Raw genomic sequence first — 16,501 nt, 5'->3', positions numbered from 1 at the left:
CGTTGATCTTAATCTTGGAGAACTTAATGGAGGTTATTAGATGTTTGGACTTTTTAACCGCAAAGATAAAATGGAGAAACAAGGAACAGACAGCTCAGTTGATTCGAAGGAATTATTAGGGGAAGAAGAAGCTTCATCCGACCGGGAAGTAAAAACGGCTCTATCTTTTCCTCCTGAAGCGGAGATTGGCCAAGAGGAACGCTATTACTTTCAGTTTTTAAACAATGAGCTTCCGCTGCTGAAAGAAAACCAAATTTCTCTTTCAGGGATTGAATTGAAGAAAGAAGATGGAAAGTTATACGTAACTGCGTTTGTCCGCAACAGCCTAGCGAAAGGAATCCAGTTTGAAAAGGATATGCCTCTTATGTTAATCGGACCGAACGGCGAAACGCTGGCACGTCAGCATTTTGACCTTTCTCAGCTTGGCGAGCTGCCTGCGGAAAGCAGCCGTCCATGGCCGTTTATTTTTGAAGAGAGCAATGTTTTTGCAGAGGAAATCCCGCAAACCGATTGGAAGCTTGCGTTTGAGTTGAAGAAAGAGCAGCTGCCTCACTCCCTTGACTTAGCGGAAAGCTGGGAAAAGAGCCTTGCTGATGCTGATAAAGAGAAGCTTGCCCAACTTGTACAAAATATCACGCCTCCAAAGGCTGGTGAAGTAAACTTTATGGGCATTCAAGCGCATCATGCAGATGATGGGACATTACATATTACGATGTTGATCCGCAATGGCGGCAAGAAGAACCTCACACTGCAGCAGCTTCCCCTCATTGTTGAAGATGCTGCCGGCGATTTGATTGCTAAAGGCGGATTTGCACTAGACAATTTTGAAGTGAAAGCAAACACAAGCAAACCTTGGACATTTATTTTCCCGAAAGAGCTTGTACTGAAGGAAAAACCGGATTTGAGTAAGTGGAAGGCGTTTCCTCCGCAGAAATAATATATTAAAGGGGCATCTCAAAGTCGACTTTTCGCCTTAGAGATGCCCCTTTTGCATTTCAGAAACACTAATTTTTATATTATAGCGGATTTTCCCTTTTGGAATAGCATCGATGAAGGACAATTCTTATCATGCAAGCCGATAATTTGTCCGTTTGAAACACTTTGACGGACACTTCTACTCCATTATGCAGACGATTTGTCCGTTTGAGGCACTTTGACGGACACTTCTACCCCAATTGCCGACGATTTGTCCGTTTGAAAGCGTTTAACGGACACTTCTACTCCATTATGCCGACGATTTGTCCATTTGAAGGGCTTTAACGGACACTTCTACCCCAATTGCAGATGATTTGTCCGTTTGAAGCGCCTTAACGGACACTTCTACCCCAATTGCCGACGATTTGTCCGTTTGAAAGCGTTTAACGGACACTTCTACTCCATTATGCCGACGATTTGTCCGTTTGAAGCACTTTAACGGACACTTCTACCCCAAAATGTCGGCGATTTGTCCGTTTGAAGCGCCTTAACGGACACTTCTACTCCAAATGCCGACAATTTGCCCGTTTAAAGCACTTTGACGGACACTTCTACTCCATTATGCCGGCGATTTGTCCGTTTGAAGCGCTTTAACGGACACTTCTACCCCAAATGCCAGCGATTTGTCCGTTTGAAGTACTTTGAGGACACTTCTACCCCAATTTGTCCGTTTGAAGCACTTTGATGGACACTTCTGCTCCTCCAAAATACCATCGATTTGTCCGTATCCCCGCAATCACGGCGCTGGCTAGATTGTCAGAAAAACTAACTCGCTTTTAAAAGTGGTTACGGGCACCCGGAACCACACATAGTCACCAGTATTTACTAATCCCAAGAAAAAACACCTATCTTCCGCAAGATAGGTGTTCTCCCTCTGGGCTACCAACCGAGATTGTATTATAAGAAAGCAGAAGGAAATAAATCTCTCTGTTAAATATATTTTACCACTGTTACCTATTTATCACAATTGGTATTTTGCGCTTTTCAGTTATTTTCCCATCTTTCTTTAAGAAGCTTGCTTTCTTGATTGTTCAATGCTTGCTGAAAGAATGGCATAGCCAATCATCAGAATAAATATTAAATCTAGCAAGCCTGTATGAAGGCATATCATAAAAATGGTTGTAACAAAGGCATAACCGATCGTTTGGTAGGATTTAATCCCTGTTGCACGCATTTGATTATAGAGCATGGCGATTACAAATCCGTAAAGTGCAAACCCAATCACAATGGCAATGTATCCCCCATCCACATAGAGCTGGCCAAGATAAGTCGGAGTTGTCGTTCTCCCCGGACGTGTAATGTATTTTCCTTCTTCAATACTAAGGGAGTTCACCATTTCCGTGATTTGGCTCCTTGGAGAAATATGTTTCCCTGGAAGGACTGCTTCAAACGTACCAAAGTTCAGCTTTCCATACAAAAAGCCTTCCTTGTCAGTGTATTCCATCAGTTTGCTTAAAACGATATGTCCAGTCACACTTTCACTATTGAGCGCACGAACCCATTTTGGCGTTGCGTTCATCTTCCGCTGAATCATGCGATCTCGATCGATATCTTCTTCCATCCGTTCAACGTCTGGGCCTAGCCTGCTATTAAATTCCTTCGTTGTATCTTCTGAGACAATCCGGTAGAACCCGAATAAAGAAAAGAGAAGTCCTACGATAAATAGGAAACTTAAAAACCAAGTTAGTTTAATTCTTTTAATAATATAATGATAAACAATAAGCGATGTGAAGAACATGATCGCAATTGGTGTACGGTAGCCCATCAGGATAAACAAGGCAAATACCGTAGCAAGGATGGCACCATAGACGAATTTCTTCTTATTTGTTAATTCCTTTTCCTTCACTACTCGGTTACAGATTAGGAAAATAACCGCGAACCATAATAATGCGCTTAAAAAGTTCAGCTTCGGATCGAGATTTCGGCGAACAGATTCATCCGTGATTCCAATTTGCCCAGTAAATAGCATAATCAAATAAGCAACTAAGCCGATAAATCCTAGTATATACAGAAGCCAGAGAATTTTTCCTTTTAAAAACGATAAGCCGAAGGAAGGAAATGTCCATTTCTTCTTTTCCGTTACGTATACGGCAGCAAAGTATGAGGCAAGCCCCACCAATAATGGAGGAAGGACATTCTTTCTGACTTCAAAATATTCAAATCGACTAAAATCGAATAGGCTCGTAAAAAAATAAAGAACCAGGATGAACGGGATAAAGAAATATGGTGAAAATGTATCAATGCGATTCATTTGTTGGATAATTTTTTTCATGACGTTAATCCCCTGTTTTAGAAGACTTTTCTTTCCCTCCTCTTGAAAGCAGCTGGAATAGGGATGCTGCTCTTAATAAATATAAGCCGGCAAAATATAGCAGCGCACCAGCAGCAATCATAATGGCCAGATAAGGGATGTCGCCCCATTTTTCTGGAGTGACCATGATGCCGAGGCCAGTCAGTCCAGCATACATCAGGACGGCAGCTGCGATAATTTTAGCATATTCTTTCCCGATGTATTTCAAATTGAAACCGCCGGATATTTTGTAAAGTGTTGTAAAAGTGATGGCTGAGTATATGAAGCCTACAATTGAAGTAGACAAGGCTAGCCCAGCAGGCCCCATGAGCTTCGCGAGAATATAGTTTGAAAAAATATTGATGACAACGGATAACATACCGACTCTCATCATATAATGGCCTTTTTCAAGTGTGTAAAATCCTTTTGCCACGACAGCTTGGATGCTGTAGAACAGGACTGAGCCAATGTAAAATAGCGCGTATTCACTTGTTAAGGCGGTTGCACTTTCCGTAAATGCCCCCCGCTCATATGTTAAGCGGACGATTGATTCCATCAGCATCATCATACCGATGACCGTCGGTGCAAGGAATAAGAACATAAAGGACAGGCCCCGCTCCATTCCCTGCTTGAAAAGGCCGCTATCTCCTTCTGATTTCGCTTTTGCTAAAATCGGATAAATAATCGTTGCAATCGTTACGCCAAAAATCGCTTGCGGAATATTCACGAGCCGGAAAGCGTAATTCAGATTGGAAACAACCCCTTCTCCAAGCCTTGAAGCATAGAGCATATTGACTGTCAGGTTAATTTGCCCAACAGCGATCGTTAATCCGACAGGAATGAATATCCAGTAAAATTGCCGAATTTCAAGCATGTCCATTCTTTGTCTCCAGGCTAAAAGCTTCGGCGGTGTCATATAAAATAGCTTAACAAGGAAGGACAAAAAGGTCCCTGCTAAATAGCCCAGAGGAACAGCATAAATACTTAAAGATTTATGAAAGATCAACGCAAACAAAATCGTTGTTAAGACGACAATGGTTTGCGAAAAGGTCGAAAAGGAGAACTTTCTCTGAGAGTCGAAATATCCTTCATATACGGCATTCACGCCTACTAGCGCGATGGATAAAAAGTAAATTGCAGCCGTCCATGCTGCAATTTGAATGCCTTGCTCAAAATGAGCGAACTCTGGATAAAGGATTTTGACCATCCATGGGGACGCAGCCGCTCCAATAACGGAGATTCCAGCCGAGATCCAGAATGTCCCTTTGACAATATTCGTTAAATGAGAAAAGCCTTTTCCAAGCCGGTCGTATTTATAATAGCTCGGCAAAAAGGCATCCTTCATCCCCGTCAGCATAAAAAGGACAATCGCATTCGGAATCGTCATCGCAGCAAAATAAGCATCTGCCATATAGGAGTCACCATATAAGCCTGAAATGACAATATCCCGAATCATGCTGGAAAACTTCAAAAAGAAAGTGGAAAGCAAAAACAGTATGCTTGCAATTTTTAATTTTGACATAGCTTTTCCTTCCTTTAATCCCTGAGTACCTTAATCAAAAATTTAGGAAGGAGCAGCTGGCGTTTCCAGCGCCAAGGTTCTTTCATTAACCGGTAAAACCATTCCATCCCTAGTTTTTGAAATAATTCAGGTGCTCGATTAATCCGGCCAGAAATCACATCAAAGGAACCGCCTACTCCCTGATATACTTTCGGTGCGAGCCTATTCATGTGATCCAAAATCCAATATTCCTGTGCCGGACTTCCTTTAGCGACAAAAATAATATCGGGGTCGGCTTCATTGATTGTTTGTTCAATCAGCCGCTCATCTTTCTCATAGCCGTTAATGACACCGACAATTTGAATACCAGGAAAACGCTCTTCTAGCTTTATTTTTGCCTTATCGGCAATCCCCGGCTTTGCCCCATAAAGGAAAATCTTTTTCCCATGGCTGGCAGCAGCTCCGCAAAGGGTAAGCATCATATCGATGCCTGTCACCCTCTCGCGAATTTGCCCGCCTTTAAGCTTAGAGGCAATGATGATCCCTATTCCATCTGGAATTTGATAATCAGCCTTGTTCAGAAGCTCTTTCAAGGATTGATCTTCCTGGGCCTTCATAATCTTTTCCGGATTAATGGCAACAATAAAGGATTTCTTATTCTGTTCGATATCATTCAATAAGGAAGAGGTTAACTGTTCATAATTTTGTTTACAAACGTCTACCCCTAGAAATTTTTCTTTCATCTCATCACCTATTTTGAGAGAAATCACAGCGGTTCATTATACCGTGGTGACATTCTTTGAATCACCAAGCACCGTGACTTCGAAGCCCGCTTTTTCCCATACAGGACGGACAATGCAATTTTTTGTATCAAAAATATGCTTTCCACGCAATTGGTCGGCAAATGCTTCTGGATTCATCGCTTTAAATTCATTATGATCTGTCAACACAATAATAAGATCTGCGTGTTTAACTGCTTCTTCTATATTCTGCGTCTGACGGGAAAAATTATTTTCTTTTATATGCGGATCATAGGCTGTATAGTCAATGCCAAGTTCTTCTAAATGCTTCAACACTTCCATTGCAGGGCTTTCGCGCATATCATCAATATTCGCTTTAAAGGAAAGTCCAAATACTGCCACACGTCCATGGGCAATGTTCTTCTTATCAAGAAATGACTTTACTTGACGTGCCGTATATTCTGGCATGGAGTCATTTGTTTTTCGTGCTAAATGAACGATCTTCGCGAGCTCTGGCTGCAGTTCAACTAAGAACCATGGGTCGACAGCAATACAATGCCCGCCAACACCAGGTCCAGGGAGGTGGATATTTACGCGTGGGTGATAATTAGCAAGCTTAATCGCTTCCCAGGCATTTACCCCGACTTGATCACTGATTTTCGCAAGCTCGTTCGCAAAGGCAATGTTTACATCTCGATACGTATTTTCAATTATTTTTACCATTTCCGCTGTTGTCGCATCTGTGATATGAATATTCCCTTTTACGAAAATGCGGTATAGCTCTTCGGTTAAGCGGGATGACTCTTCATTAATTCCTCCGACAATTCGGTCGTTATTCACAAGCTCTTCAAATACTTTCCCTGGGATGACTCGTTCTGGTGAGTGGGAAATGTAAAGATCTGTGCCGATCTCAAGTCCGGTTTTTTCCAGGACTGGCATCATTACGTCTTCCACTGTTCTCGGTGGAACCGTTGATTCAAGAATAACCAGGTTTCCTTTTTTCACAAGTGGAACAATGGATTCGGTTGCCATACGCACATAGTCTAGGTTTGCTGTTTTATCAGCATTGATTGGTGATGGGACGGCAATAATGAATACATCCGCCTCTTCAGGTGCAGTCGAAACTGTGAAATGACCGCTGTCCACCGCTGTATTCAAACGGTCCTGTAAACCATTTTCTTCTATATGAAGCTGTTTATTGCGGATGAGTGCAACCGCTTTTTCATTTATATCAACGCCATGAACCTTCACTCCGTGATTGGCGAACATAACGGCTGTCGGAAGACCGATATATCCAAGACCAATTACACATAGCTTCTTTGTCATAAAATAATTCTTCCTTTCGTTGGTAGGTTCACACTTAATTAAACCTAAAGGTTATTATATCGAAAAATGTAGAATGATGATAGCATTTCTCTATGAATCACAATATTTGGTGCATTTTTGCGCTTGACTTTTATGCGGGAAAAATTTCTAACTACTATATAATAGAACGAATGAGCAAGCCATTTCGTTACATTTATTCGAATTCATTTATAGCCATTCTTCCTATAGAAAAATATTTTACATTCAGACGTCTTGCGTCCTCGAGGCTGTAGCAATTACGGCCATCGAAAATAACTGGACTTAACATGCCATTTCTCATTTCTGTTAATGGGAATTCCTTGATTTCCTTCCACTCGGTGACAATGAACGTGACATCTGCGTTTTCTATTGCTTCCTTAACAGATTCGGCGTATTGCAGCTTTGAACCGTAAATTTTTCCCACGTTGCTCATTGCAATCGGATCGTAAACAGTCACATTTGCCTCGTCTAAGAGTAGGTTTTGGATAAGCTCTAATGACGGAGCCTCACGAATGTCGTCTGTGTTTGGCTTAAAAGCTAAACCAAGCACGGCTGCTTTTTTTCCATTTAAGCTGCCGAAATGCTGTTTTGCTTTTTCGTACAGCCAGTTTTTCTGTACGTTGTTTACATCAATAATCGCCTGCAGTATTTTAAAATCATAATCATATTGAGCTGCTAAATGCTGCAAAGCTTTCGTATCTTTCGGGAAACACGATCCGCCAAACCCAATTCCGGCGCGAAGAAATTGATTTCCTATCCTTTTATCATAACCCATTCCTTCGGCTACTTTTTCTACATTTGCACCTGTTTTCTCACATAGATTGGCAACTTCATTTATGAAGCTGATTTTTGCTGCTAAGAACCCGTTTGAAGCGTATTTGATCATTTCGGCACTTCGTATGTCCGTATGAATGATCGGTATGTTAAATGGCTCATAGATTTTTTCGATTCGCTTCCCCGCTTCTCTATCATCTGATCCAATCACGATTCTGTCTCCGTTAAACGTATCATAAATGGCCGACCCTTCTCTCAAAAATTCAGGATTCGATACGACGGTTACTCGATATTCCTTAGGGATTCGTTCTTGGATGATGCGGCCGATCCATTCGTTCGTTCCGACTGGGACTGTGCTTTTCGTGACAATCGTTATATCTTTGTGAACATATTTTGAAATGGACAACGCTACATTTTCAATTGAAAGCAAATTAGCGGATCCATCTTCATTTTCAGGCGTACCAACTGCAATGAAAATACAATCGGCTTCAGCATAAGCTTTCTCCGGATTAGAGGTAAAGTGAAGCCGCCCTGCTTCTTTGTTGTTCCGGATCAAATTTTCCAATCCAGGTTCATAGATGGGGGATTCCCCACTGTTTAGGAGGGATATTGTTTGCTTGTTTACATCGAAACAAGTGATATGATGTCCAACTTCTGAAAGACATACACCTGTTACGAGTCCAACATATCCCGTTCCCGCTATCGTTATCTTCATTTTGATCCCTTCTCTTGCTCCAATAATTTATGAATATATTGCAAAAGGTCGCCCCTGAGATCTGGTCTTTTTAACCCCAGTTCAATTGTCGCTTTTATAAATCCGAGTTTATCGCCTACATCATAGCGATCTCCTTCGAAATAGTAAGCGAGGACCTGTTTTGTATTAGTGAGTTTGCGGATTGCATCTGTCAGTTGGATTTCTCCACCTGCTCCAGGCGGCAAAGTCTCTAGTATATCAAATATTTCCGGTTCAAGTATATACCTTCCCATAATGGCGTAGCTTGATGGAGCGTCCTGCTGACTTGGCTTTTCCACCAAACTATTTAACTGAAAAACATTATCCGCGATGAGTTTCTCCGGGTCAATGATCCCGTACTTTGATACGTCTTCCATTGGAACCTGCTGGACGCCAATCACAGAACATTGATGCTGTTCGTATACATTTTTCAACTGTTTCAAGCATGGGACCTCAGCCTGAACGATATCGTCCCCAAGCATTACTGCAAATGGCTCATTGCCTATAAAGCTTCTTGCACAATAAATAGCATCCCCTAAACCCTTTGGCTCTTTTTGCCTTATATAATGTATGTTTGCTAGATTGGCAATCGACTGAATCTCTTCAAGACGTTCCCATTCACCCTTTTTCGCAAGTGTTTCTTCCAACTCATATGATTTATCAAAATGATCTTCAATCGCACGTTTTCCGCGCCCACTGATGATGATTATATCATCTATGCCTGATTTTACGGCCTCTTCCACAATATATTGGATCGTAGGCTTGTCAACGATCGGCAGCATCTCTTTCGGCTGTGCTTTTGTTGCCGGCAGGAAGCGTGTTCCTAGTCCTGCTGCAGGAATAATCGCTTTGCGAATCTTCAAGTCCAGCCACCTCCTCATCGATTGGCGGCACCGATACCACCTTCAAATTTAGTAAACTTATTCGACATTCATTAATGTAATACAATTCGATATTTGAAACCATTATAGCGTTTAAATGCGCTATCATTTAGGAATGAAGGATGATTTATGTTTTAGACTCATTTCCAAAAGATTTGTTGCTTTATAGCCAAGGCTCTTTTTCCTCCGCCTCGTATTTTTCATACGAAGCCATTTCGGAAAGGGAATTTCCCCCCATCATTTTTAACCACTCTATTATAGCTTAAACTGGTTCAGTTTACATTGAAAAACAACAGGAAATAATGGCCGGTAACGAACTTGTAACAATCGACGGGCTGTACAGTGTTAGCGACCCCCAAAAAATGTTATAATAAAAGGATATTTTTTTTGATTTTGTGAAGTGACACACAGTGTCCGTTACACACATACAATTTTAAGCGATCTGTCCACGAGCGGTGCCTGACACCGCAAATGGACACCGCAAAAGGATGCCATAAATGACACTGCAAAGAAGGAGGTCTTTGATATGACGATGATTCCCGAACGGTTTGTTGAGCCGTTGCAGTTTGCGGCTCAGGATTTATTAGGGTTATTGCGGGCGGAGTCTGGGGAGGATGAGCGGCTTGTTCAGATTGGACTGATGTTGTTCAGGCAGAGGCTTGTTTATCAGATACGTTTCGATGGGGACCGGATTTCTGCGATAGTGCAGGATGTGACGCCGGCGAAGGTGCATTTGGATCTGGAGTTCATTCATTTAAGCGAATGCTCTTGTCCGGCAGATGGGTTTTGCCGCCATCAGCTCGCCGTGTTTTTTCAGCTCCTTTCACACGCAAAAAGTGTGACGAATTGGGTGGAGGAATGGAGACAGCCGATTAAAGAGAAAAATACAGCCAAACAGTGGGGGCTCCAAAAGGCGAAGGATTTATTGAAAACAGCCGGCAGCTTAAAACCAGATTATGACAGATGGACAGCCACCTTTAACGAAAGCTTCGATGCGATTATGGAAGGTCAAGGCGACCCAAAGCCTTTCATCATCCCTGAGCTTTTTCAAGTGTATACACGGCGTTGGAAAGCGGGGGCCCCTTTCGAGCAGGAGTGGAAGCTCCTTTATCTGCTTGTCGGCTATGTGATTTCTTTTAAAAAATTAATGGAATTAAGCATAAAGCTTGGACATACCGAGGACATGATCCACCGTTATTACCGCCATCTGTTTCAAACGATGATGGATGAGGCGGTCGATGTCATGAATAAACTGTCCGTTCATTCGCTTCCGTTTGCCTTCGATGAATTTATTGTCAAATTAAAGGATGACTCAACGGGACTGCTGACGATTGACTTTGAACTAGAATATGAGCGGACTCATTTATATCGCTTGTTATGGACAAATTTTTTTCAGAAGAAGGATTGGTGTAAGAAAGAAATCGAGAAGTTAGAGGCGATCGAGCCAAAAACCTTCCCGATCATTGTAGGTGACCTCCATCTGCACATTCTGCAGCGAGATGATGAAATGGCGCTACGAATTGTTACCGTCCCAGAAATTGCGATGACTCCGTACTTGCTTTACTGGCTTGACCTCTTTACTTCGCATAAAGAATGGAAACGAATGGGCCCATATGTCGAGGAGTTCATCAAAAAATTAAAAGATTATCTTTCTATTCAGGAAGATTACCGTGCGAAAGCAAGTTACATGAAGCTCGCAATCAAGGCAGTTGCGCCGTTCTGTTCCGCAACAGGACGTCCGGATTTATATGAAAAAGTTCTGATTGAAACATTGCCATACAGCTATAGTGAATATGAATATACGCTTTTTGATAATAAATCTTTTGATAAGTGGGCAGATTTGCATGCTTTTATGGGATATGAAATTGACATGCTGCATAACGACCGGATTAAAGCGCTCGAAAAGCAGGATCCCGCGAAGCTGTTGCCTCTCTACCATCATTCCATACATGATCATATCTCACTTAGAGGCAGGGACCATTACCGCGAAGCTGTCCGGAAAATGAAAAAGCTCCGCACCCTGTATAAAAAACTGAAACGGCAGGATGACTGGGAGCTATTCCTAGAAACACTGCTTGAAAAAACAAAACGCCTCCGTGCCTTCCAGGAAGAATGTAAAAGGGGTAAGCTAATCGATGCTTAAAACAAGATATATAAAAATAAAAGTACAATATATTGATACCGACCTTTTCTACCTTTCCGCCCAAGATGAAAAAGATCGTTTCCTAGATCCCGATCTCTGGGTTAAGCTCCTTTTTAATCAACATGAAGAATCCTTTTATGGAACTCTTTTCGGCATAAATCAGCCCGTCGGGGAAAAAGATATCTCCCTAAACGGCTGGCAGCTTGTGACCTTGTTTGCAAAGGAGCGATTCAACCAGCTGATCGAGTGGGATTGGGATGAACTTGCTCAAATTTGCTTAGCCTCAGGGCTTCCAATCTATGAGACGATCATGGAAAAGGAATGGATTCCTGATTTTTCTGCATGGGAAAATGACCAGTTCCGCTGGGCGTTGCCTGACAGGGTTGTGGGCGAATTCAATTCATCCTTTTGGGAGCAAACCGTTGGTGATCAAGCTGTAAAACCTTTTATTCAGAATTGGTTTCATCATGCTCTTGATGCATATCTGGGTCGAAATAGCGAGTTGAAGGAAGCATTTGGCGAAAAGCTGAAAGCTCTGCGAAATGACCAGCTTTCCCCGCGTGATCTGGCCGCTTACTTCGACGAGGAAAGCTGGCAGGAATGGATTGGCCTGAAGGAAAGCGACGTTCCTTTTACAATTGGTCTTAAATTAGAGGAGCCTGCAGATCTAAATGGTCTTTGGGATCTCAGCATCTTCCTGCGCGAAAAAAAACAGCCTGATTTGCTTGTTGATTGGCATGATTTCGCCAATTATCCGCGTGGCTGGAAAAAGGATGAACAGGCGATTGAAAAAGAGCAGCAAAGATGGCTGAACGTTTTTCCTTGGCTTGCAGGAGATAAAGGGGAGATCGCGAACCAGTTGACAGAGGATGAGGCGTGGACCTTTTTAACTGAAGCTAGTGAAACATTGCTTTCACTTGGGGTCGAAATTCTGCTGCCTTCTTGGTGGCAGGCTATGAAGAACGCTAGCCTGAAAGTAAAGGCACGGCTAAAAGGGCAAGCAAACAGTCATCGCCCATCATTTGTTGGCCTGCAAGCAATGCTTGATTATGACTGGCGGATCTCAATGAACGGTGTCGACTTATCAGAAGATGAGTTTCGCCACATGGTCGAAGAAAAAAGGCGCCTCGTCTATATTCGCGGACGTTGGATTAAACTAGATCCCAATTTCGTCCGCCATATTCAGGATTTAATGAAGAAGGCGGAAAAAGAAGGCCTTCATGTGCGCGATTTGATTGAACAGGAGCTTCTTTCAGGCAATGATGAGCCAGGTGATGAGTTTGAAAATCCACAGGCGTTTGCCCGTATTCAAATTGAGTTAAACCGCCAGTGGAAGCAAATGGTGAAACAACTCCGCGATACGAAAAATATCCCGCTCGAAGTGGTACCCGCTAGTTTCCAAGGGGAGCTCCGTCCCTATCAGAAGCTTGGCATGAGCTGGCTGTTATTTTTGCGCCAGTACGGGTTTGGCGCTTGTTTGGCAGATGATATGGGTCTCGGAAAAACGATCCAGCTTATTTCCTATCTTTTAAAAGTAAAGGAACAGGAAAAAGCCAGCGGTCCAGCTCTCATCATTTGTCCGACTTCGGTATTAGGCAATTGGCAAAAGGAAATCGAAAAGTTTGCCCCTGAACTGAACGTCTATCTCCATTACGGCGGAAATCGCCTCAAGGGAGAAGCTTTTTCCGAGAAAGCGCTGGGAGCTGATGTCGTCCTTACCTCCTATGGGCTGACCCATATGGATGCAGACGATTTCTGCGACATTGAGTGGAGCTCCATTAGCATCGACGAGGCACAAAATATTAAAAATGCACAGACAAAGCAGTCGAAAGCCGTTCGGAAATTGAAGGGCAAGCATCATATTGCACTGACTGGAACACCGATGGAAAACCGTTTATCAGAGCTATGGTCCATTTTTGATTTTACGAACCACGGCTATTTGGGCAGTCTCGGCCAATTCCAAAAGCGGTATGTTCTGCCGATTGAAAAAGAGGATGATAAGGAAAAAGTCCAGCAGCTTCAAGCTTTCATCCGCCCCTTCCTGCTGCGTCGCACGAAAAAGGATGAGGACGTTGCACTCAATTTGCCCGACAAACTTGAACAGAAGGAATATTGTCCATTGACGGCAGAGCAAGCTTCATTATACGAACAGCTTGTGAAGGATACACTTGAGCAAATTGATAAGCTCTCAACATTTGAGCGGAAAGGCTTGATCTTGCAGATGCTGAGTCGCTTGAAACAACTTTGCAACCATCCTGCTCTCTATTTGAAGGAAGAAAAGCCGCTGAATCCGCTTGAACGCTCAGCAAAGTTAGAGAAATTGAGTGAGCTTGTCGATGCGGTAATTGAACAGGGCGAAAGCTGTCTGATTTTCACGCAATATATTGAAATGGGCAATATTATCCGCAAGATGATTCAGAAGAAATTCGGGTTTGATGTCCCATTTTTGAATGGCAGTGTGCCGAAGAATGACCGGGACCGGATGATTGCCCGCTTCCAGGAACATCAATTTCCTGTCTTCCTGTTGTCATTAAAAGCCGGCGGAACCGGGTTGAATTTAACAGCGGCGAACCATGTCATTCACTACGACCGCTGGTGGAATCCCGCCGTTGAAAATCAGGCCACAGACCGCGCCTACCGAATCGGGCAAAAACGCTTTGTCCACGTTCATAAATTGATCTGCACCGGCACACTTGAAGAAAAGATTGACGCCATGCTCGAAAAAAAGCAATCCTTAAATGACCAAATTATCCAAAGTGAAAATTGGATTACCGAGCTATCTACAGTCGATTTGCGGGATCTTGTTCATTTATCTTGATCTTGAAACCGTAATCCACAACAGTAAAATGGGATTCAATTGGTGAATTGTATCTTAGTCATATAGTCTATTTTCGTAACGGAATGATTGGGGCTAGTAATGGCAATCGGCTCTCACGGTTCCTTCTACAAACTTATCTTTTTTCACTCTGCGTACGGTAAAATAACTTTTCGGTCACCATTGAGGACTGTTTATCATCTTTTTTCGCGATTTCTGGCCTCATTAATAGGATTGAGGATTGTTTTTCACCTTTTTTCGCGATTTCTGGCCTCATCGGTGGGATTGGGGACTGTTTTTTACCTTTTTTCGCGATTTCTGGCCTCTCCGATGGGATTGACCTCCTTCTTTGACCAATTTTTGCCTTTCGAGAAGATTCCGGTCACCATGAACCTTTTTTGATGCCGAAAACTCCTCTTCGAATTGATTCATACTGTTACAGAAGTAACAATATTTGCGAAAACAGATAAAAATTTAATATCTTTTACACTACATTCAGCCTTCAATCCTCTTGTATTCCACAATTGTCGGAGGCTGATTTTTAATTTTTGCTTTTTCAGGGCAGTTTGGCCGGTACGCCATATATGTAACCCGTTTTCCCTCCTTAATTAAAAAGCATGATAGAAACCGGTGCTCGGCCTGATTGTCTGCCTCCTTAATTTGAATTGATCCATTTTTTAAGTCAAATTTATAATGGACAGACTTTTTTAAACAATTCTCAGTGTATTGGAAAATAAGCGAAGTATTTTTACTAAGTGGAATTCTTTGATAAGGTTTTGATTCTTGGGGTTTTGTCAATTGAAGAGCATCAAAGAAACTAGGCTGATGATGAATACTCAAATAATTCCCTTTCGAATGGGCTCCTTTAAAATACAATGAGCCTGCTATTTCACTTTCTTCTTGATTAATCATGTCACTTCCTCCTTTTCATCGCAAAAGAATATTGGTATTACATTTCCAATTTTAAAATTCGACATATTCCACTAAATCCCTCCTAGTTCTTTATTCCTAATATGTTATAAAGACAGCTATTTATCCGGTTGTGATTATCATTCACGTTAACTGATGTGATTACTAGTAACATCAAGCCCTTTCCGCTGTTTTTCTCGTTAAGTTAAAAAGAAAACATGCAATGGCGGTGGGCACGATGACATTATCTGAAATACTGAAAAAGCTAAGAAATGACCGAAATTGGAGTCAAGATTTTGTTGCTAATTTAATGAATCTATCGCGTTCGACGATCAGTAAATATGAAACGGGCGAGATCATCCCGCCCTATCAGACCCTTCTCCAATTGGCTAATATTTATAAGGTTGATAAAACCCTTTTAATCGAAGAATTAAATGGGGAATCTTCAGGTGATGTACGTGCCTATATCTTGAAGGAGAATCCAGATGATCATGATTTTGAATTGATTATGCAGCTTCTTCGAGAATCACCGGAACTAAAGATGGCGTTATTGGACATGTACAATTTTGACGTAAAAAGGAAAGCGGTAGCTACTAAAGCGATCCAGATGCAAATTCAGCTAATAAAGCGAGAATGGTAATGTGGCAATTTTTACAGTTTATAAAAAGCTCATTTCTAAGAGAATGTTGCTTTATGTTATTTATATTGAGTTTCCGGTCCTTATGAACCCCACATGGAGATCCGGTTTTCTTTTTCGATGAGTTTTCGGTCCTCATGAACTGCTCACGGCGACTGGTTTTTCCTTTTCGAGGGGTTTTCGCTCCTCATGAACCTCTCATGGCGACTGGTTTTTCCTTTTCGAGGGGTTTTCGCTCCTCATGAACCTCTCATGGCGACCAGGTTTTCTTTTTCGAGGAGTTTTTGGTCCTCATGAACTCCTCATGGCGACTGGTTTTTCCTTTTCGATGAGTTTCCGATCCTCATGAACCCCACATGGAGACCCGGTTTTCTTTTTCGAGGAGTTTTCGGTCCTCATGAACCTCTCATGGCGACCAGGTTTTCTTTTTCGATGAGTTTTTGGTCCTCATGAACTCCTCATGGCGACCGGGTTTTCCTTTTCGAGGGGTTTTCGGTCCTCATGAACCCCTCATGGCGACCGGGTTTTTCTTTTCGAGGGGTTTTCGGTCCTCATGGACTCCTCATGGCGACCGGGTTTTCCTTTTCGAGGGGTTTCCGGTCCTAATGAACCCTTCATGGCGACCGGTTTTTCTTTTTCGATGAGTTTCAGGTCCTCATGAACTCCTCTTATGGTGACTAAACGCTCTTTATTGAATTGATTTATACAAAAGCAACAAAAGTTGATGAAAACAGCCTTATAAAAAAAACCGGCGCTTTT

Annotated in this window: 13 protein-coding genes; 4 read left to right on the top strand and 9 right to left on the bottom strand. The window is 42.3% G+C overall.

Features of this window, described 5'->3' with window-relative positions; genetic code table 11:
* Positions 1-40: 40 nt before the first annotated feature.
* Positions 41-937: an accessory Sec system S-layer assembly protein gene (locus BGM26_RS19465; RefSeq protein WP_217041939.1), complete on the top strand. Its 897-nt coding sequence runs from the start codon at positions 41-43 to the stop codon at positions 935-937.
* Between the two features lie 288 nt (positions 938-1,225).
* Here the strand turns inward: BGM26_RS19465 and BGM26_RS19460 are convergent, their stop codons facing one another.
* The 7 genes from BGM26_RS19460 to galU form a co-directional block, all read right to left on the bottom strand.
* A complete protein-coding gene (locus BGM26_RS19460) occupies positions 1,226-1,369 on the bottom strand; it encodes a hypothetical protein (RefSeq protein WP_217041938.1) in 144 nt (47 codons plus the stop codon).
* A gap of 612 nt (positions 1,370-1,981) precedes the next feature.
* The gene (locus BGM26_RS19455) at positions 1,982-3,247 is read right to left on the bottom strand and encodes an oligosaccharide repeat unit polymerase (protein ID WP_217041937.1); all 1,266 of its coding nucleotides are present in this window, start codon (positions 3,245-3,247) and stop codon (positions 1,982-1,984) included.
* Positions 3,248-3,251: 4 nt separating this feature from the next.
* The gene (murJ, locus tag BGM26_RS19450) at positions 3,252-4,787 is read right to left on the bottom strand and encodes a murein biosynthesis integral membrane protein MurJ (RefSeq protein ID WP_217041936.1); all 1,536 of its coding nucleotides are present in this window, start codon (positions 4,785-4,787) and stop codon (positions 3,252-3,254) included.
* A gap of 14 nt (positions 4,788-4,801) precedes the next feature.
* Positions 4,802-5,509, bottom strand: a complete 708-nt coding sequence (locus BGM26_RS19445; RefSeq protein WP_217041935.1) for a WecB/TagA/CpsF family glycosyltransferase — start codon at positions 5,507-5,509, stop codon at positions 4,802-4,804.
* 36 nt (positions 5,510-5,545) lie between these two features.
* Positions 5,546-6,832, bottom strand: coding sequence for a nucleotide sugar dehydrogenase (locus BGM26_RS19440; RefSeq protein ID WP_217041934.1), 1,287 nt, complete (start codon positions 6,830-6,832; stop codon positions 5,546-5,548).
* 193 nt (positions 6,833-7,025) lie between these two features.
* Entirely contained in the window at positions 7,026-8,339 is a 1,314-nt protein-coding gene (locus tag BGM26_RS19435) for a UDP-glucose dehydrogenase family protein (protein ID WP_217041933.1), read from the bottom strand.
* Positions 8,336-9,220, bottom strand: a complete 885-nt coding sequence (gene galU, locus BGM26_RS19430) for a UTP--glucose-1-phosphate uridylyltransferase GalU (RefSeq protein WP_302053273.1) — start codon at positions 9,218-9,220, stop codon at positions 8,336-8,338. The genes BGM26_RS19435 and galU overlap by 4 nt, the downstream gene beginning before the upstream one ends.
* 544 nt (positions 9,221-9,764) lie before the next feature.
* Here galU and BGM26_RS19425 point away from each other — a divergent pair.
* Positions 9,765-11,381: an SWIM zinc finger family protein gene (locus BGM26_RS19425; RefSeq protein WP_254119769.1), complete on the top strand. Its 1,617-nt coding sequence runs from the start codon at positions 9,765-9,767 to the stop codon at positions 11,379-11,381.
* Positions 11,374-14,199 (top strand): DEAD/DEAH box helicase, encoded by a 2,826-nt coding sequence (locus tag BGM26_RS19420; protein WP_217041931.1) that lies wholly within the window; start codon positions 11,374-11,376, stop codon positions 14,197-14,199. Before BGM26_RS19425 ends, BGM26_RS19420 begins: the two co-directional genes overlap by 8 nt.
* A gap of 492 nt (positions 14,200-14,691) precedes the next feature.
* Here BGM26_RS19420 and BGM26_RS19415 read toward each other — a convergent pair whose 3' ends face one another.
* Complete coding sequence (locus BGM26_RS19415) at positions 14,692-15,108, bottom strand: hypothetical protein (protein WP_217041930.1); 417 nt, start codon at positions 15,106-15,108, stop codon at positions 14,692-14,694.
* Between the two features lie 235 nt (positions 15,109-15,343).
* Here BGM26_RS19415 and BGM26_RS19410 point away from each other — a divergent pair, with 235 nt between their 5' ends.
* Positions 15,344-15,745 carry a helix-turn-helix domain-containing protein gene (locus BGM26_RS19410; protein WP_217041929.1) on the top strand — a complete coding sequence of 134 codons (402 nt, stop codon included), beginning with the start codon at positions 15,344-15,346 and terminating at the stop codon, positions 15,743-15,745.
* A gap of 507 nt (positions 15,746-16,252) precedes the next feature.
* On the opposite strand, the gene BGM26_RS19405 is transcribed toward BGM26_RS19410, so the two are convergent.
* Positions 16,253-16,501 (bottom strand): hypothetical protein (locus tag BGM26_RS19405; RefSeq protein ID WP_217041928.1); only part of this gene is annotated, 249 nt, incomplete at its 5' end.

The sequence above is a fragment of the Bacillus sp. FJAT-29790 genome, assembly GCF_019039215.1.
GTDB lineage: Bacteria > Bacillota > Bacilli > Bacillales > Cytobacillaceae > Cytobacillus.
The sequence above is the reverse complement of the archived record's forward strand: the minus strand, read 5'-3'. Positions and strand labels throughout refer to the sequence as shown.